General features: G+C 45.2%; 18 protein-coding genes and 1 riboswitch. Of the genes, 4 read left to right on the forward strand and 14 right to left on the reverse strand.

Annotated features, from left to right (window positions below; all coding sequences use genetic code 11):
* Positions 1–8: 8 nt before the first annotated feature.
* Positions 9–3233: a carbamoyl-phosphate synthase large subunit gene (carB, locus tag LGZ99_RS00090; protein ID WP_023044314.1), complete on the forward strand. Its 3225-nt coding sequence runs from the start codon at positions 9–11 to the stop codon at positions 3231–3233.
* A 97-nt stretch (positions 3234–3330) separates the two neighbouring features.
* On the opposite strand, the gene LGZ99_RS00095 is transcribed toward carB, so the two are convergent.
* Positions 3331–3945, reverse strand: a complete 615-nt coding sequence (locus LGZ99_RS00095) for a LysE family translocator (protein ID WP_036839066.1) — start codon at positions 3943–3945, stop codon at positions 3331–3333.
* A gap of 178 nt (positions 3946–4123) precedes the next feature.
* On the opposite strand from LGZ99_RS00095, the gene folA reads away from it, so the two are divergent.
* Positions 4124–4609 carry a type 3 dihydrofolate reductase gene (gene folA / locus LGZ99_RS00100; protein ID WP_021326148.1) on the forward strand — a complete coding sequence of 162 codons (486 nt, stop codon included), beginning with the start codon at positions 4124–4126 and terminating at the stop codon, positions 4607–4609.
* 45 nt (positions 4610–4654) lie between these two features.
* Here folA and apaH read toward each other — a convergent pair whose 3' ends face one another.
* The 6 genes from apaH to lptD form a co-directional block, all read right to left on the reverse strand.
* The gene (gene apaH / locus LGZ99_RS00105) at positions 4655–5482 is read right to left on the reverse strand and encodes a bis(5'-nucleosyl)-tetraphosphatase (symmetrical) ApaH (protein WP_036839064.1); all 828 of its coding nucleotides are present in this window, start codon (positions 5480–5482) and stop codon (positions 4655–4657) included.
* A gap of 2 nt (positions 5483–5484) precedes the next feature.
* Entirely contained in the window at positions 5485–5862 is a 378-nt protein-coding gene (gene apaG, locus LGZ99_RS00110; protein ID WP_021326146.1) for a Co2+/Mg2+ efflux facilitator ApaG/CorD, read from the reverse strand.
* A 12-nt stretch (positions 5863–5874) separates the two neighbouring features.
* Entirely contained in the window at positions 5875–6693 is an 819-nt protein-coding gene (gene rsmA, locus LGZ99_RS00115) for a 16S rRNA (adenine(1518)-N(6)/adenine(1519)-N(6))-dimethyltransferase RsmA (RefSeq protein ID WP_021323543.1), read from the reverse strand.
* Positions 6686–7678 (reverse strand): 4-hydroxythreonine-4-phosphate dehydrogenase PdxA, encoded by a 993-nt coding sequence (gene pdxA / locus LGZ99_RS00120; RefSeq protein ID WP_021323542.1) that lies wholly within the window; start codon positions 7676–7678, stop codon positions 6686–6688. Before pdxA ends, rsmA begins: the two co-directional genes overlap by 8 nt.
* The gene (surA, locus tag LGZ99_RS00125) at positions 7665–8966 is read right to left on the reverse strand and encodes a peptidylprolyl isomerase SurA (RefSeq protein WP_036839062.1); all 1302 of its coding nucleotides are present in this window, start codon (positions 8964–8966) and stop codon (positions 7665–7667) included. Before surA ends, pdxA begins: the two co-directional genes overlap by 14 nt.
* A gap of 69 nt (positions 8967–9035) precedes the next feature.
* On the reverse strand, positions 9036–11360 hold the full coding sequence (lptD, locus tag LGZ99_RS00130) for an LPS assembly protein LptD (RefSeq protein ID WP_036839061.1): 2325 nt from the start codon (positions 11358–11360) through the stop codon (positions 9036–9038).
* Positions 11361–11543: 183 nt separating this feature from the next.
* On the opposite strand from lptD, the gene djlA reads away from it, so the two are divergent.
* The gene (djlA, locus tag LGZ99_RS00135; protein WP_023044318.1) at positions 11544–12362 is read left to right on the forward strand and encodes a co-chaperone DjlA; all 819 of its coding nucleotides are present in this window, start codon (positions 11544–11546) and stop codon (positions 12360–12362) included.
* A gap of 232 nt (positions 12363–12594) precedes the next feature.
* On the opposite strand, the gene rluA is transcribed toward djlA, so the two are convergent.
* The 7 genes from rluA to thiB form a co-directional block, all read right to left on the reverse strand.
* Positions 12595–13245, reverse strand: a complete 651-nt coding sequence (rluA, locus tag LGZ99_RS00140; protein ID WP_046974124.1) for a bifunctional tRNA pseudouridine(32) synthase/23S rRNA pseudouridine(746) synthase RluA — start codon at positions 13243–13245, stop codon at positions 12595–12597.
* A gap of 96 nt (positions 13246–13341) precedes the next feature.
* Positions 13342–16248: an RNA polymerase-associated protein RapA gene (rapA, locus tag LGZ99_RS00145; RefSeq protein WP_021323538.1), complete on the reverse strand. Its 2907-nt coding sequence runs from the start codon at positions 16246–16248 to the stop codon at positions 13342–13344.
* Between the two features lie 179 nt (positions 16249–16427).
* Positions 16428–18776, reverse strand: coding sequence for a DNA polymerase II (locus LGZ99_RS00150; protein ID WP_262978771.1), 2349 nt, complete (start codon positions 18774–18776; stop codon positions 16428–16430).
* A gap of 276 nt (positions 18777–19052) precedes the next feature.
* The gene (locus tag LGZ99_RS00155; protein ID WP_036837303.1) at positions 19053–19982 is read right to left on the reverse strand and encodes an AEC family transporter; all 930 of its coding nucleotides are present in this window, start codon (positions 19980–19982) and stop codon (positions 19053–19055) included.
* Between the two features lie 424 nt (positions 19983–20406).
* On the reverse strand, positions 20407–21114 hold the full coding sequence (thiQ, locus tag LGZ99_RS00160) for a thiamine ABC transporter ATP-binding protein ThiQ (protein ID WP_036837302.1): 708 nt from the start codon (positions 21112–21114) through the stop codon (positions 20407–20409).
* A complete protein-coding gene (gene thiP / locus LGZ99_RS00165; protein ID WP_023044053.1) occupies positions 21107–22711 on the reverse strand; it encodes a thiamine/thiamine pyrophosphate ABC transporter permease ThiP in 1605 nt (534 codons plus the stop codon). The genes thiQ and thiP overlap by 8 nt, the downstream gene beginning before the upstream one ends.
* Entirely contained in the window at positions 22687–23700 is a 1014-nt protein-coding gene (thiB, locus tag LGZ99_RS00170) for a thiamine ABC transporter substrate binding subunit (RefSeq protein ID WP_021323534.1), read from the reverse strand. The genes thiP and thiB overlap by 25 nt, the downstream gene beginning before the upstream one ends.
* A gap of 72 nt (positions 23701–23772) precedes the next feature.
* Positions 23773–23877: riboswitch (TPP riboswitch) on the reverse strand.
* A 113-nt stretch (positions 23878–23990) separates the two neighbouring features.
* Between thiB and rppH the strand changes: the two genes are divergently transcribed.
* Complete coding sequence (rppH, locus tag LGZ99_RS00175; RefSeq protein ID WP_021323533.1) at positions 23991–24521, forward strand: RNA pyrophosphohydrolase; 531 nt, start codon at positions 23991–23993, stop codon at positions 24519–24521.
* The last annotated feature ends 4 nt before the right edge of the window (positions 24522–24525 follow it).

Genomic DNA, 24525 nt, shown 5'->3' on the forward strand with positions numbered 1-24525 from the left:
AAAATAAAATGGCAAAACGTACTGATATTAAAAGTATCCTGATCCTGGGTGCCGGCCCAATTGTTATCGGTCAGGCTTGTGAGTTCGACTACTCAGGTGCACAGGCTTGTAAAGCGTTACGGGAAGAAGGTTATCGTGTCGTGCTGGTGAACTCAAACCCTGCCACCATCATGACTGATCCAGAAATGGCGGATGCCACTTATATTGAGCCGATCCACTGGGAAGTGGTACGTAAAATCATTGAAAAAGAGCGTCCTGATGCGGTTTTGCCAACCATGGGTGGACAAACTGCGCTGAACTGTGCGTTGGAACTGGAACGCCAAGGGGTTTTGCAGGAATTTGGCGTGACTATGATTGGCGCTACCGCAGATGCGATTGATAAAGCGGAAGATCGTCGCCGTTTCGATATGGCAATGAAAAAGATAGGCTTGGAAACCCCGCGTTCTGGTATTGCCCATTCAATGGAAGAAGCGCTGGTCGTTGCAGATAAAGTCGGTTTTCCTTGTATTATCCGTCCTTCCTTTACTATGGGAGGAAGTGGTGGCGGTATCGCTTATAACCGCGAAGAATTTGAAGAAATTTGTGAGCGTGGTTTGGATCTTTCGCCAACCAACGAGCTATTGATTGATGAATCTTTGATTGGCTGGAAAGAGTATGAAATGGAGGTGGTGCGGGATAAAAATGATAATTGCATCATCGTCTGTTCGATTGAAAACTTCGATGCCATGGGGATTCACACTGGCGATTCCATCACTGTCGCGCCGGCACAAACGCTGACCGATAAAGAGTACCAAATCATGCGTAACGCTTCGATGGCGGTACTGCGTGAAATCGGTGTGGAAACTGGAGGTTCTAACGTACAGTTTGCGGTGAACCCGAAAAATGGCCGTTTGGTTATCATCGAAATGAACCCGCGTGTTTCCCGTTCTTCTGCGCTGGCTTCGAAAGCGACAGGCTTCCCGATTGCCAAAATTGCCGCCAAGCTGGCGGTAGGTTATACCCTTGATGAACTGATGAATGATATCACTGGTGGTCGCACGCCAGCTTCCTTTGAACCTTCTATTGATTACGTAGTGACTAAAATTCCTCGTTTCAATTTCGAGAAATTTGCCGGTGCCAATGATCGCCTGACGACTCAGATGAAATCTGTTGGTGAGGTGATGGCGATTGGGCGCACTCAGCAGGAATCCCTGCAAAAAGCGTTGCGTGGTTTGGAAGTGGGGGCAACCGGCTTTGATCCGAAAGTCAGTCTGGATGATCCGCAAGCATTGACCAAAATTCGCCGCGAATTGAAAGATGCTGGTGCTGAGCGTATCTGGTATATCGCCGATGCTTTCCGCGCCGGTATGTCGGTTGACGGTGTTTTCAATCTGACGGATATTGACCGCTGGTTTTTGGTGCAAATTGAAGAGCTGGTGCGACTGGAAGAGCAAGTGGCTGAGCAGGGAATTAACAGCCTGACTGTCGATTTCCTGCGTCATTTGAAACGCAAAGGCTTTGCTGATGCACGTCTGGCGCAACTGGTCGGTGTGGCGGAAAAAGAGATCCGCAAACTGCGTTATAAATATAATTTGTATCCGGTTTACAAACGGGTTGATACCTGTGCGGCAGAATTTGCGACTGATACCGCATACATGTATTCCACTTATGAAGATGAGTGTGAAGCCAATCCGAATAATGATAAGCCAAAAATCATGGTATTGGGCGGTGGTCCTAACCGTATTGGACAAGGGATCGAGTTTGACTACTGTTGTGTTCATGCATCACTGGCACTGCGTGAAGATGGTTATGAAACCATCATGGTGAATTGTAACCCGGAAACAGTTTCAACAGATTACGATACTTCGGATCGCCTCTATTTCGAACCGGTGACTTTGGAAGATGTGCTTGAAATTGTGCGTGTTGAGCAACCAAAAGGGGTGATTGTTCAGTATGGCGGGCAGACTCCGTTGAAATTGGCTCGTGAGTTGGAAACCGCAGGTGTGCCAATTATTGGTACCAGCCCGGATGCGATTGATCGTGCTGAAGATCGTGAGCGTTTCAAACAGGCGGTCAATCGTCTCGGTCTGAAACAACCAGAAAATGCCACTGTGGCGACGATTGAACGAGCGGTTGAGAAAGGGAATGCGTTGGGTTATCCGCTGGTGGTTCGCCCATCTTATGTTCTGGGTGGCCGTGCGATGGAAATTGTATATGACGAAGCTGACTTGCGCCGTTATTTCCAGACAGCGGTCAGTGTATCTAATGATGCCCCGGTACTGCTTGATTGTTTCCTTGATGATGCCATAGAAGTGGATGTTGATGCTATCTGTGACGGTGAACGAGTGCTGATTGGTGGCATTATGGAACATATTGAGCAGGCAGGTGTTCACTCCGGTGATTCAGCCTGTTCACTACCGGCTTACACATTGAGTCAGGAAATTCAGGATGTCATGCGTCAGCAGGTAGAAAAACTGGCGTTTGAGTTGTGTGTCCGCGGCTTGATGAATGTCCAGTTTGCAGTCAAGAATGACGAAGTTTATCTGATTGAAGTCAACCCGCGTGCGGCTCGTACTGTGCCATTTGTTTCTAAAGCTACCGGTTTGCCACTGGCGAAAGTTGCGGCTCGTGTGATGGTGGGTCAGTCTCTGGCCGAGCAGGGTGCAACTCAGGAGATCATCCCGCCATATTACTCGGTGAAAGAGGTTGTACTGCCCTTTGACAAATTCCCTGGTGTGGATCCGATTCTTGGGCCTGAAATGCGGTCAACTGGGGAAGTGATGGGTGTTGGCCGCACGTTCGCAGAAGCTTTCTCAAAAGCACTGTTGGGATGTAACTCCAGAATGAAACAAAGTGGCAGAGCGCTTTTGTCGGTGCGTGATGGTGATAAAGGCCGGGTCGTAGATTTGGCCGCTAAGTTGCTGAAACAGGGCTTTGAATTGGATGCGACTCACGGTACGGCAGTTGTGCTGGGTGAAGCCGGTATCAATCCTCGTTTGGTGAACAAAGTTCACGAAGGACGTCCGCATATTCAGGATAGAATCAAAAATGGTGAGTATAGCTATATTGTGAACACCACCGCGGGCCGTCAGGCGATTGAAGATTCCAAGCTTATTCGCCGTAGTGCACTGCAATATAAAGTGCATTATGACACCACATTGAATGGTGGTTTTGCTACAACAATGGCACTGAGCGCAGATCCGACCGAGCAGGTGATTTCTGTACAGGAAATGCATGCGGAGATTAATAGCTAGTCCGTATTCTGATTAATTGAAGTAATAAAAAGGTGCGCTCGATTAAGCGCTCCTTTTTATATTCATTGAAAATTTAAAGGGAGGGAATGAATTCCTGTTATCCCAGTGCCACTTTGACACCTAAGCCAATCAAAACAACGCCAAGCAGTTTATCAATAATCTTTTGAGATTTAACTAATCCACGGCGTATTGGTGCACTTTGGATCAATATTACCAGTAATGGCCAATAGATGACCGCCAGGCTCCAGATAATAAAGGCATACCATAATTTCTCATCAACACCCGAATTGACGTTTAGTATCTGAGTGAATATTGCCAGGAAGAATAAGGTTGCTTTTGGATTCAGCAGATTACATAGAAATCCCTGCATAAACGCTTTTCTAAAAGTGACAATTTGTCGTGCCTGTTCATCAAGAGTGACGGTATTTCCTCCGCGGGAAAGCAGGCTATTGATCCCGATCCAAATAAGATAAGCAGCTCCGGCGTATTTCATCAGATTAAATAACCATGGAGTGGTTGTAATAAGAATAGCCAGTCCAGCGACACAGTAAACCATATGACAGGCGATAGCGGCAATTAATCCCATCACCGTCATCATTGCGGCAGAGCGTTGATAACGTATGGCATTTTTGACTACCAGAAAGAAATCGGGACCGGGAGAGAGCATGCCCAAAGTTGAGATGGTGATGACGAGCAGCGATGTTTCCAGCATAATGTACCCTATAGTTAATATTAGATTTGTTATTATTTTGATCAATAAATGTCTTAAACGACGAATCAAGTATAAATGAATTTTTTGTACTTAAGAAAGTGTTGATCCTATCGACTGGGTACATCCCTTTCCGTATAGTGTCACCAATTTTTATACTATTTGCCTATAAGGTGACTCAATGAATATCAGCTTGATCGCTGCTTTAGCTATGGATCGGGTTATCGGCATGGAGAATGCAATGCCATGGCATTTGCCGGGGGATTTGGCCTGGTTTAAACGTAATACATTGAATAAACCAGTCATTATGGGACGAGTAACTTATGAATCCATAGGTCGTCCATTGCCGGGTCGGCTCAATATTGTATTGAGTCATCAACCGGGTAATGATGAGCATGTCACTTGGGTTAGTTCAGTTGATGAAGCACTGGCTGTGGCGGGTGATGCAGAAGAGATTATGGTGATGGGGGGCGGCAAAATTTATGACCAGTTCATCTCGCTGGCTAGCCGTATGTACCTGACTCATATTGATGCAGAAGTGATAGGTGATACTCATTTCCCTGATTATGAGCCAGATGAGTGGGATTCTGAATTTACTGAATACCATGATGCAGATGGATTAAATTCTCACAGTTACTGTTTTGAGATTCTACAACGCCGTATCTAATTGATAAAACACGCCGATGAAGCTTTCTTCACGGCGTGTCTGGCTTTAGTGCTGTTTTACGGCTGACAGGGATGGTTGTGTAAAATATTGCTTATCTTCCCAACGTAGCATGGTTAGCTCACCACCCCAGCAGCAACCTGTATCCAATGCATACAATCTTTCTGATGTTCCCTGACCTTCCAGTGATGCCCAGTGACCGAAAACAATAGAGTATTCTGCTGAGATCTGCTGTGGCAGCTCAAACCAGGGTTTTAACGGCGCGGGAGCACTTTCGGGTTTATCTTTGCAAAGCATATCCAACTGACCATTTGGAAAACAGTAACGCATACGTGTTAATGCATTGGTACTGAAACGTAAGCGTGCCAGTCCAGAAAGTTCCGGTGACCAGTTATTCGGCATATCCCCATACATTGAATTGAGAAACAGGGGATAGCTACTACTATTGAGCATGACTTCAACTTCGCCAGCGCATATTTTAGCGGTTTCCAGATCCCATTGGGGCGTAATGCCCGCATGTGTCATGACCAGTTTCAGATCATCGTCGCACTGTAATAGCGGTTGTTTGCGTAGCCAATTAATTAATTCGTCTGCATCTGGAGCGGACAGTAATTCATTAATTTTATCTTTAGGTTTATTACGGCTGATCCCGGCATAAACGCCTAATAAATGAAGATCATGATTGCCCAATACTATTTTTGCGGCTGAGCCTAATTGTTTAACATACCGCAAAACCTCAAGAGAATCCGGGCCACGGGCAACTAAATCTCCGGTCAGCCATAATGTATCTTTTTGAGGATCAAAATTGGCTTTAGTTAATAAAGTTCGTAATTCATGATAGCAGCCATGAATATCACCGATCAAATAGGTAGACATAATTAATTAATCAGCGTTGGGATAGCCAGACGGAAAACCGGAATGGCAACGCGGAATGGATCACCATTGTGATCGACCATTTCATAATGGCCTTCCATTGTGCCTAAAGGCGTTTCCAATATAGCGCCACTGGTGTAACGGTATTCTGTACCTGGCAAGATAATTGGTTGCTCACCAACAACGCCTTCCCCCTGAACTTCAGTCTGGTGACCGTCGCTGTTGGTAATTAGCCAATAACGGTTGATTAACTGAACCGATTCGCGCCCAAGATTACGGATAGTGATTGTATAGGCAAAAACGAAACGCTGTTGATCGGGATACGATTGGCTCTCTACATAAACACTTTGTACCTGAATAGAAACTCTGGGCGCATTAATCATGGTTGACTCCTGTTATGACTGCATTTCAGGTTGTGCCGATAGCCAGTTTGCCATTTTGCAGTACTGCTCAACAGAAATATTCTCTGCACGTGTACCTGGGTCGATACCCAGTTCTGTGAGCTGTTCTACAGTGAAAAGATCACCGAGGCTGTTACGGATAGTTTTACGCCGTTGGTTGAAAGCCTGAGTAGTGATCCGGCGTAGCATACGAATATTTTTGACCGGATGAGGTATGCTTTTGTGCGGTATCAGACGTACAACTGCTGAATCGACTTTAGGTGCGGGAGTAAACGCAGTTGGCGGTACTTCCAGCACTGGGATAACCTGACAATAGTATTGGGCCATGACACTCAAACGTCCGAAAGCTTTGCTGCCGGGGCCTGCTACCAGTCGGTTTACTACCTCTTTTTGCAACATAAAATGCATATCAGCAATAGCATCAGTATAGCTGAAAAGGTGAAACATCAACGGTGTGGAAATATTGTAAGGCAAATTACCAAAGACCCGCAGCGGCAACTCTCTTTGCTGAGACAATTCGCTAAAATTAACGGTCATTGCATCTTGCTGGATAATGGTCAGCTTATCTTTTAATTGCGGATGAACTTGCAGGCGTGCGGCTAAATCGCGGTCGAGTTCAACCACGGTCATTTTATCCATGCGCTCACCAACCGGTTTTGTCAATGCGCCAAGACCGGGGCCAATTTCCAGCACTGCCTGGCCTGGTTGTGGATTGATGGCGGTAACAATACTATCAATGACAAACTGATCGGTTAAAAAGTTTTGCCCAAAGCGTTTACGGGCAAAGTGCCCTTGGTGGACTCTATTATTCATTACTGTTTTGTATCATTTTAATTGCTAAATTCAATGCGGTGATAAAGCTTCCCACATCAGCTTGACCTGTGCCAGCCAGTTCCAGTGCTGTGCCATGATCGACAGAAGTACGGATAAACGGCAGGCCCAACGTAATATTCACTGCTCTGCCAAAACCCTGGTATTTTAACACGGGTAATCCCTGATCGTGATACATCGAGAGAACGGCGTCTGCGTGTTGAAGATATTTAGGCTGGAACAGGGTATCTGCCGGCAAAGGCCCCTCTAATACAAGACCTTCTGTTCTCAGACTTTCTAACACGGGAATAATGATATCAATTTCTTCCCGCCCCATATGGCCGCCTTCTCCTGCATGAGGATTCAGACCACAAACATAAATACAGGGTTTTGCCAGGCCAAACTTTGTTTTTAAGTCATGGTTAAGGATCGTGATAACTTCCCGCAGGCTATCGGAAGTGATGGATTTTGGCACATCAACAATGGGCAGATGAGTTGTTGCTAGAGCAACCCGAAGTTCCTCTGTTGCAAGCATCATGACAACCCGTTGACACCCACTGCGATCAGCAAAGAATTCGGTATGGCCGATAAAAGGCACCCCGGCGTCATTGATATTCCCTTTATGAACCGGCCCTGTGACTAATGCTGAAAATTCCCCGCTCAGGCAGCCGTCGCAGGCTCTTGCCAGAGTTTCAGTCACATATTTGCCGTTTTCCTGCTTCAACTCACCGGCGATTGCCGGTACATGAAGAGGAACTGGTAGTATGGTCAATGTTCCGGCTGCTTGAGGTTTGGGTGTTTTATCCGGAGAATATTCCAATAATTGCAAAGGTAAGTTGAGTTGTCTGGCCCTGCCCAGAAGCAAATTGGGGTCTGCGCAGGCGACCAGCGGTATTGGCCAGCTTTGTTGAGCAAGAGCGACAGTCAAATCAGGCCCAACCCCGGCCGGTTCGCCGGGGGTAATAACAATAGGTTTATTGTTGTGCATCGCTGCCATCTAAAATTTTCACATAAGCTGAGGCGCGTTGTTCTTGCATCCAGCTTTGTGCTTCTTCGGTGAATTTACGGTTGAATAACATACGGTAAGCACGATCTTTCTGAGCAACATCTGTTCTATCGACTTTGCGGGTGTCCAGCAATTGAATCAGATGCCAGCCAAAAGAGGAATGAACAGGCTGGCTTACCTCACCTTTATTCAGTCGCATTAACGCATCACGGAAGGCGGGATCATAGATATCAGGTGTTGTCCAGCCGAGATCACCACCACGCAGGGCTGAACCGGGATCTTCTGAAAACTCTTTCGCGGCATCAGCGAAATCCGTTTTTCCGCTGCGAATATCATCGGCGATTTGCTGCAACTTGGTGCGTGCCTGATCATCGGTCATGACGGGAGAAGTTTTCAGTAGAATATGACGGGCATGAACTTCAGTGACTGCGATTGTTGCGTTACCGCCACGAATATCATTGACTTTGAGAATATGGAAACCAACACCAGAACGGATTGGGCCAACGACCGCGCCTTTTGGGGCTGATTGCAGTTGCTTGGCAAACAGGGTTGGCAGTTCCTGAAGCTTACTCCAACCCATATTACCGCCTTTCAGGGCTTGTGGATCAGCGGAATAGGCGATAGCCAGTTTACCGAAGTCAACGCCATGCTTAAGTTCAGACATGATTTTCTGTACTACAGCTGTGGCTTTTTCCATTTGTGCCTGGTCAGGGTTTTCTGGTAATGGGATCAAAATGTGGCTGATATTCAGTTCAGTATCATAGGCACTCTGGTTGCCAATTTGTTTCGCTAAGGCGTCAATTTCCTGAGGCAGAATGGTGACACGGCGGCGAACTTCATTGTTGCGCACTTCTGCGATTATCATCTCTTTATGGATCTGATTACGATAAGTATCGAAATTCATTCCGTCAGCAGCGATACGGAGTTTCATCTGATCCACGGTTATGCGATTCTGGGCTGCAATATTTGCAATTGTGGAATCCAGAGCCTGATCAGGAATGGTAATCCCCATCTGCTTTGCCATTTGTAGCAGGATATTATCCATAATCAGACGCTCAAGGATCTGACGATGCAGCATTTTCTCGTCCGGTATTTGCTGGCCTGCGCGTTGCGCATCCAGTTTAACGGAGTGTAAGAGGCTGCTGATGTCACTTTCCAGTACTACCCCATTATTAACAACCGCAGCAATTTTATCCATCTGCTGAGGTGCAGCGAAGGCGGTACTCACTGAAAACATCAATCCGAGAATGAGAGTTCTCCAATTCTTCATACTTTTCCCATCATATGTAGGTTCCGCAATAGCGGACTTATATTGTTTAATATCAAAGCGTTATTAGCATCAGAATGCACGCTGGTATGGCATGATGCCAGATTCCAACATTTTCTGGCTACCCAGACTATGATTGTTACTTAAGCCTCGGAGTTCAAAGTTAAATGACCATTTGTTGTCATATTCACTATTGTTGTCTTTCCAGCCAACGATTTTACGCTCATAACCGACGTTAACCGCCCAGCAGCAAGTGTTGTATTGCAAGCCCATTAACTGGCTCGCAGGTTGCTGCTCTTTGGTATCATAGTAGTAAGCGCCAACCAAAGCCCAGCGATCACTCAACGGCCAGCTTGCAACCAGACCCAGTTGAGAAATACCTTGCTGGAAAGCTGGGGCATTTTTAGCTGTGGCCTGGATATAATCTCGGTCAACAAAACGATAGTTCAACTGCACAAGCCGGTCTGCATCACGGCGATATTCCAGTACGGTATTCCCCATCGTTACGCTGCCCAGACGGGTATCGTACTGCATACCGCCTTTCAAGCCCCAGGAATCATTAATTTTCCAGTAAGTATCACCAGCCCAGGTCATCATACCTGTTCTGTCTTTACTGTTAATGATATTTTCCTCACCGGTGCGTGGACGTTCAAAGTAATAGATTTGACCTAACGACAGGTTAAAACGTTCAACTAAACTCTCATCATAAATGCGGGTAGTGAGACCGGTAGTGACTTGATTAGCGGATGAAATGCGGTCCAGGCCACCATAAAAGCGTTCACGGAACAGGCCGGTATAGTCAGTTTGCAGTAAAGATGAATCGAAGTTATTGATATTATCCTGGTTTTTGTATGGTACATACAGATACTGAACCTGTGGTTCCAGCGTTTGGGTGTAATCACTGTTCAGGTACGTTGAACGCTCAAACACCATTTTGGCTTCACTTTTGAACTGCGGCAGAACCCGGTTAACAGATTCTTTATATTCAGTATTTTCAAGAGCCTTGGGAATATCCTGCTGATAGTGAGTCGCCATCAGTTTAACTTCATTATTTATACTGGCCCAGCCATTGGAAAGTGGCAGGTTAATAGAGGGTTCCAAATGCCAGCGGGTTGCTTCCGGATTATCTTTACCTACGCTGGTAAATTTTACCGCCTGACCATAGACCTTAAGATCAAATGGCCCCAGATCGTTTTTGTAATAGTTCAGATCTAACTGTGGTTCAGCTCTGTAGGCTTTTCTATTGGTATCTTTAGAGAAAATCTGGAATTGCTTAGTGGATAAGGTGGCATTCCAGTTTTGTTGAGCATATCCCAGGCTGAATTTCTGTGTAGCATAGCCGTCGGTGGTAGAGCCATATTGAGAACTGAAGTCAGAAAAATATTCAGGATCACTGACTTTGGTATAGTCGATATTAAAGCGCCATACCTGATCCATCACACCACTGTGTCCCCAGTAAAATAACCAGCGATTATCACTCTCTCTGGCGGTGCGTGTTCCTGCATTTTTATCTTTGACATACAGATCGTCATTATTCAGCCAGTCGAACGCAAGTGTACCTGAGCCTGCTTTCGTTAAATAACGGAATTCGTTATCCAGTTTTAAACCACGTCTACTGATATAATGCGGCGTAATCGTGGCATCATAATTTGGTGCGATATTCCAGTAATAGGGCAGAATAAATTCAACGCCGCTATTTTTGGAGTAGCTGGCGTTAGGAATAAGGAAACCGGAGCGGCGTTTAGTGCCGATCGGTAATTGAAGATACGGACTATAAAATACCGGAACATTCGCTACTCTGAAACGGGCATTCCATATTTCAGCCACTTCTTCTTCACGGTCGAGAATGACTTCGGAGCCAATAACGCTCCAGCTATCATTACCCGGCAGGCAGGAAGTAAAAGAACCATTATCCAGAATGGCATAGCGGTTTTCACCACGCAGTTTCATTTTATCTGCGATGCCGCGTCCCTGACGCCCGACCATCTGATAATCGCTTTGATCCATATCTGTATCTTTATTATTTAAATTAGACCAGGCGCGTGGACCTTTCAGAATAATTTGGGGGTCGTCATAATGAACATTGCCCGTTGCAGTAGCAGTCCTTAGCGGAACTTCATCTTCTGTTTGATCAAGTTGTACCTGATCGGCGGTCAGCGTTTTATTACCTTGTTTAATATGGACATTACCGCTGAACTTAGCAGAGCGCGGATAATCTGCGTGTGAGTCATCTGCCAGGATATTGACAGGAAGTTGATTTAGATCGCCATTAATTATTGGCTGATCGTAAACAGGTATACCCAGCATACATTGTGCTGCGAGATCAGCATGTACATGCTGACTATAAAGTGCGGCCCATACCGTTGTGGCCAGCAAAGTTGGATAACATTTCTTCATAGATATTTATGCGGTTCCGTCATCAGTGGCGTTATGCCGGCAAACCTCAAGAGACTAGCGCACTCAATGAATATGCGCCAGTGTAAAGTCATACCTTTATTTATCTTGCCGTTAGGCACGGAGCTGAATGAATAGTATGATAATGCAAAACTACACTCAGAGCATTGATGAATTGAGGAGTATATGCATTATTGGGGAAAATTGCTTGGGCTGATCTTTGGTGTCATGTCTGGAGCAGGCTTCTGGGGTATTGTTATTGGCCTGTTTATTGGTCATCTGTTTGATAGGGCCAATGTACGAAGAAACCAAGGTTTTTTTGCGAATAATCAGTCCCGCCAGATGCTGTTTTTCAGCAGTACCTTTCAGGTGATGGGGCATATTACTAAATCAAAAGGGCGGGTGACCGAAACAGACATCCAACTTGCCAGCCAGTTAATGGATCGAATGCAACTTCATGGGCAAGCCAGGACTGCGGCCCAGCACGCTTTTCGTGAGGGGAAAGAGCTGAATTTTCCTTTGCGTGAGACACTCAGACAATTGCGTCGTGCTTGCTTTGGCCGGTCTGACTTAATTCGGATGTTTTTGGAGATTCAGTTACAGGCTGCATTTTCTGATGGTCAGTTGCATCCGAATGAGAGGAACGTGCTGTTTATCATTGCTGATGAACTTAAGATCTCCCGTAGTCAGTTTGAACAATTCCTTGCCATGATGGAAGGTGGCCGTAATTTCGGTGGTGGTGAGTGGCAGCAACAGCAGTATGGCCGCTACCAGAGAGCCGCTCAGGGGCCAACACTGGCGGACGCTTGTAAGGTGCTGGGGGTGCGTGAAAGTGATGACGTGACAACAATTAAACGTGCCTATCGTAAACTGATGAGTGAGCACCATCCTGATAAGCTGGTGGCAAAAGGTTTACCATTGGAAATGATGGATATTGCTAAACAAAAAGCTCAGTCAATTCAGGCTGCTTATGATCTGATTAAAAAAGAGAAAGGTTTTAAATGAACCCTATTTTCTTTTTGAAAACATCCTATTAACATATTGGGGAATAAATTCCCCTATTGTTATTGAGTTTATTTCTTATTCCTCTAAAATATTATAAAAATTTATATTTTTTACTTTCAATTAAAGAGGAATGCAAAAAATGGCAAATATCCGTATTCTCATGGGTTATTTTGGTTTGGCCTTGTGCCTGATATTGGCTTCATTGAATTCGGTTACCGTATTTGTCTATTAATTAAAAATCGGCTTTACACTGAAAATGCATTGGGGTCCCATAGGCCGGATGGGTGATATAGAGCTCCTGTGCATGTAATTGCAGGCGAGGTGCCATTGCTCTTGCCTGCTGATGAGCGTAAAACCGATCTCCCAGAATAGGGTGTTCAAGTGCCAGCATGTGTACCCTGAGCTGATGTGAACGACCTGTTATCGGTGAAAGTTTTACCCGGGTTGCTTCATCTTCGTAAGCGAGTACTTCGTATTCAGTTTGAGCTGATTTTCCGGTTTCAAAACAAACTTTCTGCTTTGGTCTGTTCGGCCAGTCACAAATCAATGGTAGATCGACAATACCGGTTTCTGGTTCCAGACGTCCCCAAATCCGTGCAATATAGGTTTTTTTCGGTTCCCGTTCACGGAACTGGCGTTTCAATTCACGTTCCGCATCTTTGAGCAATGCAACCACCATTACGCCGCTGGTTGCCATATCCAGCCGGTGAACAGATTCTGCTGTCGGAAACTGCTGCTGTATCCGCGTCATAATGCTGTCTTTATGTTCTTCTGCCCGGCCAGGAACAGAGAGTAGCCCACTGGGTTTATTGACCACTATGATGTGTTGATCCTGATAGAGCACATGTAGCCAGGGATCGGTGGGAGGGTTATAAGCTTCCATTGAGGCTCCGGTAGCAGAATATCAAGGGAGGTGCGGGAATGGGGGTCTTGGTGAGGGACACCCCATCCCGGTCCAGCCTCCGGGTATTTCTAATACTTATTGATGTGTAACAACAACAAGGCGGATAGCATCCAGACGCCAGCTTGCCTGATTCAGGTTAAGCAGTAACTGTTGGCGATTGGATTCAATCGCTTCCAATTCATCATCACGAATATTCGGATTGACTGCCTTCAGTGCTTCTAGACGGGAAAGTTCAGCCGTGAGTTTTTCATCAGCTTCCTGTTTCGCTTGTTCAATCAATGATTGAGCCTGTGTTTCTATCAAACCTTCTGCCTGTTGTAAAATAGCGTGAACTTCTTTTTGTACCGCATTAACCAGCTTACTCGCAGTATGACGATTGACGGCGTTAAGTTGGCGGTTAAAGCTTTCAAATTCCACCTGACCAGCCAGATTGTTGCCTTTCAAATCCATCAGTATCCGCAATGGTGTTGGCGGCAGGAAACGGGTCAATTGCAGATGTTTTGGCGCTTGTGCTTCAACCACATAAATCAGCTCTACCAGCAGGGTTCCAACGGGTAATGCTTTATTCTTCAAAAGAGAGACAGCACAGCTGCCGGTATCACCGGAAAGGATCAGGTCCAACCCATTACGGATAATAGGGTGTTCCCAACTGATAAACTGGGCATCTTCACGGGACAGTGCTTGTTCACGATCGAATGTGATAGTACAGCCATCTTGTGGCAACCCTGGGAAATCCGGAACCAGCATATGATCGGATGGTGTTAGCACTATCATGTTGTCGCTGCGATCTTCCTGATTGATACCAACGATATCAAACAAGTTGAGAGAGAAATTCACCAGTTCAGTATCACTGTCATATTTTGCGATTTTTTCCGCTAACTGTGAGCCATGTTCTCCGCCATTGGAGTTCATTTCCAGCAGCCGGTCGCGACCTTGCTCCAGTTGTAATTTGAGCTGCTCATGTTGTTGGCGGCATTGCTCAATAAACTCACCAAATTTTTCCTGTTCATTTGGTTTGGCAAGATAGTTCAGCAGAGTTTCATAATAGTTATCGTAGATAGTACGGCCTGTTGGGCAGGTGTGTTCGAATGCATCCAGACCTTCGTGATACCACCGGATCAGGACGGCCTGTGCGGTATTTTCCAGATAGGGCACACTGATTTGGATATCACGGCTTTGGCCGATACGATCCAGACGTCCGATACGTTGTTCCAGTAAATCCGGGTTGAATGGCAAATCGAACATGACTAACTGGTTGGCGAACTGGAAGTTACGGCCTTCTGAGCCAATCTCGGAGCACAGCAGCACCTGTGCCCCCTCTTCTTCAGAAGCAAAGTAGGCTGCGGCGCGGTCACGTTCGACCAGTGATAATCCTTCATGGAAAACGGCGCCGCGAATGCCTTCGCGTTCACGCAGTACCTGTTCCAGGTGCAGAGCTGTGGTTGCTTTAGCACAAATTACCAGCACTTTTTCATCGCGGTTTGCGGTCAGGAAACCAAGTAACCATTCTACGCGGGGATCAAAATTCCACCATGTGGCGTTTTCGCCTTCAAACTCCTGATAAATCTGCTCTGGGTAAAGCATATCCCTTGCGCGTGATTCCAGCGATTTTTTAGCGCCCATAATATCGGAGACTTTAATGGCTGTCTGATATTGGGTAGGCAGAGGTAACTTAATCTGATGCAGTTCCCGATGAGGAAAGCCTTTCACACCATTACGGGTATTACGGAACAGAATACGGCTGGTACCGTGGCGATCCATCAGCATGGAAATCAGTTCACGGCGTGCGGTTTCACTTTCATCACTATTACTGTTGGCTGCTTTCAGCAGAGGCTCAATATCCTGCTCACTAATCAGCTCACCCATCAGATTTAATTGATTATTGTTAAGTTGTTCACCAGATAACAGCAGAGTTACGGCATCGGCAACCGGACGGTAGTTTTGTTGTTCGTCAATAAAAGCCTGATAATCATGAAAACGGCTTGAATCAAGCAGGCGCAGGCGGGCAAAATGACTTTCCTGTCCTAACTGCTCTGGTGTTGCGGTCAGCAGCAATATACCCGGGATCTGTTCAGCCAATTCTTCAATAACCTGGTATTCTCGACTTGGTGCATCTTCACTCCAGGCCAGGTGGTGAGCTTCATCCACCACCATCAGATCCCAATTGGCTTCAAGCATATGCTCAAAACGTTGTTTATTACGGCGGACAAAATCCAGTGAACAAAGTATCAGTTGTTCTGTTTCAAATGGATTATCGCTGTCATGTCGGGCTTCGGTATAGCGGCTGTCATCAAACAGGGCAAAACGCAGATTGAAACGGCGCAGCATCTCTACCAGCCATTGGTGCTGAAGACTGTCTGGCACAATAATCAGAACACGTTCAGCGCGACCTGCCAGCAGTTGCTGGTGAATGATCATTCCGGCTTCAATGGTTTTACCCAAGCCGACTTCATCAGCCAACAATACCCTTGGCGCGTGGCGTTTGCCTACTTCATTAGCGATATGAAGCTGATGGGGGATCAAGCTTGCGCGGATACCCCGCAGACCACTTTCAGCCAGTTTAAATTGTTCGCTTTGATATTTACGGGCGCGAAAGCGCAAGGCAAAGCGATCCATGCGGTCAATCTGACCGGCAAACAAGCGATCCTGCGGCTTGTTGAAGGTGAGTTTGCTGTCGAGGAACACTTCGCGCAGACTGACATTTTCTTCCAGAGTATCAAGACGTGTACCTGTATAAATAATCAGGCCATTCTCTTGCTGGACTTCATCCACTTTGAGTTGCCAGCCTTCATGGCTGGTGACAACATCCCCCGAGTTAAACATAACGCGGGTAATAGGAGAATCATTGCGTGCGTAAAGGCGGTTTTCACCGCTGGCAGGAAAAAGCAAAGTGACCATTCGTGTGTCCAATGCAACAACGGTTCCTAATCCAAGTTCGCTTTCTGTATCGCTGATCCAGCGTTGACCGAGGGTAAATGGCATAAATTTTGACTCAGTTTCTGTTAGATAAATGTTATTTATAGGTGAAGGACGACAGCTTTTATTTGATCTAACGAAGATAATGGGCAGATAGCAAGATGCTCGCAAATCGCCTTATCACTCGTTAAAGGGGCGATATGTTAATGGAAGCAAAGCCAGTCGTCACCTGCAAAAAATAGTAATCAGCTAAAAGGCATTACCATCTGTCCGGTGAGTAAAGTTATAAAATCATCCTGTAAAAATGGCAGGATAGCATCAGCGATAGGCTGAAGTTGCTTATTGATATAGTGATCATAGTCCGGTGATGAATGCAGATTTTCCAGTGGTTCCGGCCCGGATTGTGTCATGACATAGCTTATCCAACCGCCATTTTGGTACTGCAAGGGCCGGTTATGTTGCAGATTGTATTCATCTGCCAGCCTTGCTGCCCTCACATGGGGTGGTACATTGCGCTGATAGTCAGACAGCTTACGGCCCAACCTTTTACGGTAGGTGAGTTTATCATCAAATTTTCCTTTTAGGGTACTGGTAACATAACCACGGATAAACTCCTGATAAGGCTGTTCATGAAAAATCAGTGAATACAGTTGCTTCTGGAAATCTTGCGCCAGAGGTGTCCAGTCAGTGCGTACCGTTTCCAGACCTTTATAGACCATGCGGTCACCACTCAGACCGGCATAACGCTTTTTACTGCCTTGTTCAGCCCCACGGATGGTTGGCATCAGAAAGCGGCGATAGTGAGTTTCAAATTCCAACTCAAGGGTACTTTTAAGCCCAAAATGTTCTTGCAGGTACTTTTGCCACCATTGGTTAACGAACTGAGCAAGTTCTTTACCGATGCTGAGAGCCAGTTCTTCCTCATGTGCCTGTTTCAGCCATATAAAGATAGAATCTGTATCACCGTAGATAACTTGATAGTTTTGAGATTCAATCAACTTTCTGGTTTGGAGCATAATTTCGTGGCTGCGCATAGTAATGGAAGACGTCAGGCGCGGGTCGAAGAAACGACAGCCCTCTGCCCCAAGAACACCGTAGAAAGCGTTCATGATGATCTTCAATGCTTGTGACAATGGGGCGTTATGCTGTTTTTTTGCTGCGTCACGTTCATGCCAGATTTGCGTCACGATATCAGGCAAACAGTGCTGAGTACGGGAAAAGAAAGCATTGCGAAAACCGGGAACCGCATGCTCATTGTCCGGCTGTGCCAGACCTTCCACCATACCAACAGGATCGATAAGAAAAGTACGGATAATCGAGGGATACAGACTTTTATAATCCAGCACCAGCACTGAATCGTACAAACCGGGGCGAGAATCCATCACGAAACCGCCAGGGCTATTATCTTCGAGCCTCCCGCCTGGATTAGGGGCGACATAACCGATGCGGTGCATTCTTGGCATGTAAAGATGGGTGAAAGCGGTGACTGAACCGCCACTGCGATCTACGGCGAGACCAGTAACTGTTGCCCTTTCTAACAGGAACTCCATCAAGTGGGTTTTATCGAAAATCCGGTTTACCAGAATACAGTCTTGCAGATTATATTGCGCCAGTGCGGGCTTATCTTGCTGGAATCGTCGGTTAATCTCATCCATACGCTGATAGGGTGTATCAATGGCTTTGCCTTCGCCCAATAGTTCTTGTGAGACATATTCCAGACTGAAAGAAGGAAAATTCCAGGTTGCAGTTTTCAGTGCTTCAATACCATCAATAATCAACCGGCCGGTGGTGGAAGCGAAGAAGTGCCCCGGTTTAAAGCCGTGCTCCCGCCACTCCAGTAACCCCCCGGTCCGCCCAAATTTCAGTGGAACGCCGTAGCTTTCAGCATGTTTTTGTAAAATTCGCAGATCGAACTGAATCAGGTTCCAGCCAATAATGGCGTCAGGGTCATATTTTTCCAGCCACTCATTAAGTCTTTCCAGCATTTGCGGACGACTTGCTACATATTCCAAATCGAAATTTACCGGGTGCTCATTACCGTTAGCAGGGCCAAGCATAAATACTTTTTGCTGATCACATCCTGCTAATCCAATGGAATAAAGTTCTCCATGTTGGCTGGTTTCAATATCCAGGGATACCCATTTCAGTGTTGGGCGATAAGTCGGGTTGGGTTTCATCTGATAGCCGCTATTAGGTGCTTGACTGAACCAGATGGGAGCAGTGATAAAACGTTCCATCATAAACCTGTCTGGTGGACGGATATCTGCTTCATAAACCTGAATTTCCTGTTGCTGTAGCACTTTCTCAATTCGTTGTAATTGGCGATATTGCTGGCAATAAAGTGCGGCAACAGGCTGGCGATTGAAATCTTTTAATGAAAGTGGGCGGAGATGGTAGTTGCGCTCTTGCGCCAGAATTTTTTCCACCTGCGGCATATTGGCTTGTGGGATAAAAGCAACAGCTTGTTGGTGAAGAATTTTTATATGACGTGGCCCCTGATCTGTCACCAGCCAGTATTCCACCTCAATACCCGAGGGAGTATCCCGCCAGTGGCGTGTCAGTATAAAACCTTGTTCAGCATGATTCTGTTGCATATAGAGGCTGGTGCTTATATTTGTTGAAAATGACCATAATTATAGCATTGGATCATGGTTATTTATACAGTTACCTAATCTGACTATATCGTGATGTGGTGTATAAATGATAATCGAGGCTTTGCCGAAATTATCTCTTTATTGCAAAGAACGGAAAATAAAATAGTTCTAACGAGATAGGCAGGTATTATTGAATATATCTGTAAGAGTATAGTAATAGAAAACGTATTTCATTCGTTATTAGCAATACGTTTTTAATATTATATAGCTTTATTCTTAAGTGTATTTCTGTAATTCCATACTACCAAGAATTAAAGTTACAGTAATGATGGATAATAACGTAGTCCATGTGATAATAGATGCCATTGCCTCATGGTCACCGCCCATTTGTCTGGCTAATATATAAGCATTTCCGGCACAAGGCACGGCGGAATATAGAATAGCAATATTTGCAGGTACGCCTGATGCACCTAAATATTTAATCATCAAGATAGTGATAAGTGGCATGACAACCAGCTTGAGTATTGTTGCATAGGAGATCGAAAGTAGCTTTTTTATATGCATACTGATGATCAATCCAGCGCCTACAGACATTAAGCTTAATGGCGTGGCTGCATTGGATAGATAGATAAAAAGTTGCTTAATTGAACCAGTAATATGAATATTAAAGAAGTTTAGTAACACACCAATGATTGCGCCAATGATAAGTGGATTTTTAGCTAATGCAAGAATAGCGCTACTGAGACTCTTTTTACTTCCACTACCATAATGATTCATTACCAGTACGCTCATAATATTAGTGATAATTATCATATAGGCTACAAAAAATCCGGATAATGCAACACCTTCACTGCCGAATAGTGATTGTGAAAGGGCTATAAAAACATATGAATTATATCTAACTCCACCTTGAAAAATAGAGGTAAATAGAGCAGGTGTAGTATTAAAGAAAAATCTACCAGAGAAAATAATAATGGCGATTATTATTGTGGAGCTTATTGTTGATACTATTGGGTAGAAATTGTCAGCTCCAGAAAAATTAGCCTCACTAATATCTAAAATTAATAAAGCAGGAAAAAATAGATAGTAAACAAATTTATCTGAGAAGTTCCAGAAATGAGAAACATCTTTTATATATTTTTTAGATAAGAAACCAAGAATAATTAGCAGGAATATAGGCAAAATTGAAAAGAAAACATTTAACATCTGAAGATCCTTGCGGATCTTACTGGGTGAATATACGAATCACCACTAGTAGGATCGTAATCAATTTTATTTAATGCTAAAAAGAGGTTATGTTTTTCTTGTGTGGTTAATTGAAATAAACTCTGATAATCCATTTATCATTCTCTTTGAAAAATAATCATGTTAATAACCGCAAAAACAAGAATATGTTACATTTATTATTTGGTTTTAAAACTAAAATTAATAGATAGTGTGATGTGAATCACCTTAAATCAAATGATTAAATTTGGTTTTTTTGTAACTATAAGATGAGATAGGAGTTATATTTATAATAAATAATGATTCTGGTAACTTGAATGTCTAAAATTTAAGTTAAATAATTGATGTGCATTAACGAAACAATTAATTTACGATTATAGATTAATTGTTTCATTAAATAAAATTACTATATAGAATCGACCTTCCTCCCCAAAATAGCCGCCTCAGAAACAGTACCGGCAACCAATGCATTTGTTGAACCGTCATAATGAATATTGCCATCGACAACTAATAAAGCGCGGTCGGCTATACGGGCGGCATCATCCAGATTATGCGAAACCATCAGCAAAGTAAGCTGGCGTTCATGGCAAACTTGCTCCAGCAATATCAGCATTTCATTACGCAATGCTGGATCAAGAGCAGAAAAGGGCTCATCAAGTAACAGAATTGGCTGCTGGCGCACTAAACAACGCGCTAATGCCGCCCGTTGACGTTGTCCACCAGAAAGTTGAGCAGGCAAACGAGTAAGGCAATCTTCCAACGAAACCTGGGAGATTATTTGCTGTAACGTCTGTTGCTGTTTGCTATTAAGGCGTAATCCAGGATGTAATCCCAACCCAATATTCTGTTCAATCGTCAGATGAGCGAAGAGGTTATTTTCTTGAAATAACATGGATATGGGGCGCTGAGAAGGTGGTTTATTGGTGTGATTTTCTCCATTCAGCCATACGGAACCTTTTTCTGCTGTTTGAAAACCGGCGATCAGGTTCAGTAATGTACTTTTACCTGCTCCACTGGGCCCAAGAATGGCGATACGCTCTCCAGCCTGAATCTGTAAGTCAAAAAGCATCACCAGATGTTCATAGGTGTAAGTCAGATTCTCAAGTTTAAGCATGACGTCGTCCCGGTAAGCGCTCAAGTAAACTAAACAGCATAAAACATAATAATAACAGCAATAAGGCGGTGACTGCGCCATCTTGACTACGGTAAGCCCCTATTTGCTGGTACAGATAGAAAGGAAGTGTACGGAAATCTTCATTACCAAACAGCGCGACAACACCAAAATCCCCAATCGAAAGGACACAAGCAAAAGCCAGAGCTTGCGCCAGCGGGATTTTCAGTGCTTTTAGCTCAATCCAACGCAGTCGGTTAATACCTTGAATATTCAGGGATCGGCACAGCGGATTATAGCGGGCTGCCAGATCTTTCATTGGATTATCCAGAACTTTCAATGCATAAGGAATCGCCATCAGTGCGTTGGTTAAAATCACCAGACCATAGGGTGAGCGGGGCAAGCCGATGGTGTCGTTAAGGAGTAGAAAAAAACCGGTTGCCAGCACGATGCCGGGCATAGCCAGGATCAACAAACCGCTTATTTCCATCGCTTGTCCCCAGCGGGGTGAATAACGCAGGTACAGCTCGCGGCTGCTCCACAGCAACATCATCGTAAATAAAACACACAATAATCCGGCGCCTAACGCAATCACAACGGATGTGATAAATGCCTGCCACAATACAGGCTGGCGCAATACGTTGAATAACCCGCTGTTCAGACCATCTACGACAACAGCCAACAATGGGGGAACCAGCAGTAACAATGCTGCGGTAATTAACATGCTGTCGCAGATTTTTCTCAGTAAAGTATCTTGTGGATTACGCCACTGCTGTTGATTGCTATAGCCGATGGACAGAGCGCTGTTAATTTTCTGACTAAGAAGAACAAGACCAAGACAGCAAGTCAGCTGAATCAAAGCCAGTAACGCGGCACGGCTGAGATCGTAGTCATAGCTTAACGCCTGATAGATTGCCAGCTCGATAGTCGTTGCCGCAGGCCCGCCACCTAAAGCCAGCACTGTGGCAAAACTGGCGAAGCAGAGCATAAAAATCAGCGCGCCGGTTGGCAGGATTTGGCGGCGTAGGTAAGGCCATTCAACGAAACGAAAATGTTGCCATTCATTCATGCCTAACTGTGCGGCTAACTGCCGTTGTTCCACCGCAATGTTTTCCAGTGATTGCAGTAACAGCCGTGTTGCCAGTGGCATATTAAAGAAGATATGCGCCAGCAAAATTCCCTGTAAACCGTAAGGTGTGAAATGGTAATGAATACCGGCCCATTCACAGAACTGCGCCAGCCAGCCGACTCTGCCATAGACAGTCAAAATGCCAAACAGAGCGACCAGTACAGGCAAAACCAGCGTCATAGCACACAGGCGCAGAAACAAGGTCCGGCCTGGAAAATGACGGCGATAGAGTGCTCGGGAAAGAAAAATAGCGGGTATAACAGAAAACAGAGCCGATAAAAAAGCTTGCCAGAATGTAAAACGCACCACATGCCACAAATAGCGATCTTCTGTCAGCAAGTACCAGTCGCCTTCAGGCGCGTTAAACCAAAGTGTACCGAATGCCAGTAAAGCGACCAATAGCAAAAGACCGGAGGCAATCGCCCCCGGCAACAGCCATCCGGCTATCAGCGGCTGACAGCGCTTTGCCATGCACGAATCCATTGATTACGGTGTTTTGCGACGTCTTCTGCGCGGTACTGTAATGATTTTTCTGGTATTGAAAGCTGTGAATAAACTTCTGGTAGTTGGATATCAATAACCGGATACATCCAGTTAGTGGTTGGAATTTCCTGTTGGAAAGCCGGAGTTAATATAAATCGCATAAATTTCTGGGCAAGTTCCGGTTGCTTGCTGGAGGCTAGTTGGGCGGCAACTTCGACTTGCAGGTAATGACCTTCACTAAACGTTGCCGCAGCATAATAGTCTTTCTTCTCAGACAAAATGTGATAGCCCGGTGAAGAGGTATAGCTCAGGACCAAATCGCCTTCGCCTTTCAGGAACAGACCATAAGCTTCACTCCAGCCTTTGGTGACTGTCAGTGTTTTCTTTGCCAGTTTTTGCCAGGCTTGTGGGGCATCATCACCATAAATTTTCTGCATCCACAACAGCAAGCCTTGCCCTGGTGTGCTGGTGCGGGGATCTTGATAGATCACTTTCCAGTTATTCTGACTGTTGATCAGTTCATCCATGCTCTTTGGCGGATTTGGCAACGTATTTTTGTTGTAAATGAAGGCAAAGTAACCATAGTCGTAAGGAATAAATACGTTGTTATTCCATGGCACAGGCAGTTTCAGTTTGTGGGTATCCACTTGGCTTTCAGTGAACAGACCGGTTTGTTGGGCCGCTTGAATCAAGTTGTTATCCAGACCTAGGATAATATCGGCAGCCGTGCGCTTTCCCTCCATTCTGAGGCGGTTGAGCAGGGACACACCATCTTCCAGAGCAACAAATTTCAGTTCACAGTCACATTCAGCTTCAAACGCTTTTTTAATCGCAGGCCCTGGTCCCCATTCGGTGGCAAAAGAATCATAGGTGTAGACAGTTAATACCGGCTTTGCCTGTGCAACTTGACTCAATAACAAAGCAGAGGCTGACAGTACCGTCAGTACGATTAATTTGGAAAATAACGTCTTAAACACTTTGCTCTCCTTAATTTAAGAGGATTGGCAAAGGATCTGAGGGCGCGCTAAACGGAAAGATAATTTCTGCGAAACAATTAGCAGCTCAAATCCCTACGCCGGTATTAGCCGGATCAGGTTCGGCGGGTTTACTCTCAGCAAGACTGTTTTAAACAGCCAGCACCCCGTTGAGATGGCGCTATTGTAGAGATTTAGCTAGCGACTGCAAAGTCCAATGATAGAGGTTTACCACTTGAGGGTAGTGTGAAACAATTAGTCATCTTTCAAATTTAGTTTATTGAGGTAGTCTGGTGATCGATGATGATGGCTACCGCCCGAATGTAGGAATTGTAATTTGTAATCGACAAGGCCAGGTTTTGTGGGCCCGGCGTTATGGGCAACATTCCTGGCAATTCCCTCAGGGGGGGATTAATCCGGGGGAATCACCAGAGCAGGCTATGTACCGGGAACTGTATGAAGAAGTGGGTTTAGGTCGGAAAGATGTACGCGTTCTGACCTCTACCCGTAATTGGTTACGTTACAAATTACCCAAGCGTTTGGTGCGTTGGGATACAAGACCTGTCTGTATTGGCCAAAAGCAGCGGTGGTTTTTATTACAACTGCTTTGTGATGAAGAAGATATTAATGTGCAGCACAGTAACACCCCGGAGTTTGATGGCTGGCGCTGGGTCAGCTATTGGTATCCTGTCCGGCAGGTTGTCTCTTTTAAGCGCGATGTTTACCGGCGTGTGATGAAGGAATTTGCTTCGGTTGTGATGCCAATGCAAGAAAGCATATCGTTGTCGCGTTCTTCATATTCTTATCGTCGCAAAAGAAGTTAGGTTA

Origin of the sequence: Photorhabdus temperata, from assembly GCF_025384845.1 — a bacterium.
Taxonomy (GTDB): Bacteria; Pseudomonadota; Gammaproteobacteria; order Enterobacterales; family Enterobacteriaceae; genus Photorhabdus; species Photorhabdus temperata.

What these genes read in the sequence shown, in the direction of transcription:
- rsmA (WP_021323543.1), bottom strand. Translation starts at nt 6,693, where the DNA reads ATGAATAATAGAGTCCACCAAGGGCACTTTGCCCGTAAACGCTTTGGG.
- folA (WP_021326148.1), top strand. Translation starts at nt 4,124, where the DNA reads ATGAATATCAGCTTGATCGCTGCTTTAGCTATGGATCGGGTTATCGGC.
- apaH (WP_036839064.1), bottom strand. Translation starts at nt 5,482, where the DNA reads ATGTCTACCTATTTGATCGGTGATATTCATGGCTGCTATCATGAATTA.
- rapA (WP_021323538.1), bottom strand. Translation starts at nt 16,248, where the DNA reads ATGCCATTTACCCTCGGTCAACGCTGGATCAGCGATACAGAAAGCGAA.
- thiP (WP_023044053.1), bottom strand. Translation starts at nt 22,711, where the DNA reads ATGGCAAAGCGCTGTCAGCCGCTGATAGCCGGATGGCTGTTGCCGGGG.
- LGZ99_RS00155 (WP_036837303.1), bottom strand. Translation starts at nt 19,982, where the DNA reads ATGTTAAATGTTTTCTTTTCAATTTTGCCTATATTCCTGCTAATTATT.
- djlA (WP_023044318.1), top strand. Translation starts at nt 11,544, where the DNA reads ATGCATTATTGGGGAAAATTGCTTGGGCTGATCTTTGGTGTCATGTCT.
- lptD (WP_036839061.1), bottom strand. Translation starts at nt 11,360, where the DNA reads ATGAAGAAATGTTATCCAACTTTGCTGGCCACAACGGTATGGGCCGCA.
- surA (WP_036839062.1), bottom strand. Translation starts at nt 8,966, where the DNA reads ATGAAGAATTGGAGAACTCTCATTCTCGGATTGATGTTTTCAGTGAGT.
- LGZ99_RS00095 (WP_036839066.1), bottom strand. Translation starts at nt 3,945, where the DNA reads ATGCTGGAAACATCGCTGCTCGTCATCACCATCTCAACTTTGGGCATG.
- rluA (WP_046974124.1), bottom strand. Translation starts at nt 13,245, where the DNA reads ATGGAAGCTTATAACCCTCCCACCGATCCCTGGCTACATGTGCTCTAT.
- LGZ99_RS00150 (WP_262978771.1), bottom strand. Translation starts at nt 18,776, where the DNA reads ATGCAACAGAATCATGCTGAACAAGGTTTTATACTGACACGCCACTGG.
- thiQ (WP_036837302.1), bottom strand. Translation starts at nt 21,114, where the DNA reads ATGCTTAAACTTGAGAATCTGACTTACACCTATGAACATCTGGTGATG.
- apaG (WP_021326146.1), bottom strand. Translation starts at nt 5,862, where the DNA reads ATGATTAATGCGCCCAGAGTTTCTATTCAGGTACAAAGTGTTTATGTA.
- pdxA (WP_021323542.1), bottom strand. Translation starts at nt 7,678, where the DNA reads ATGCACAACAATAAACCTATTGTTATTACCCCCGGCGAACCGGCCGGG.
- carB (WP_023044314.1), top strand. Translation starts at nt 9, where the DNA reads ATGGCAAAACGTACTGATATTAAAAGTATCCTGATCCTGGGTGCCGGC.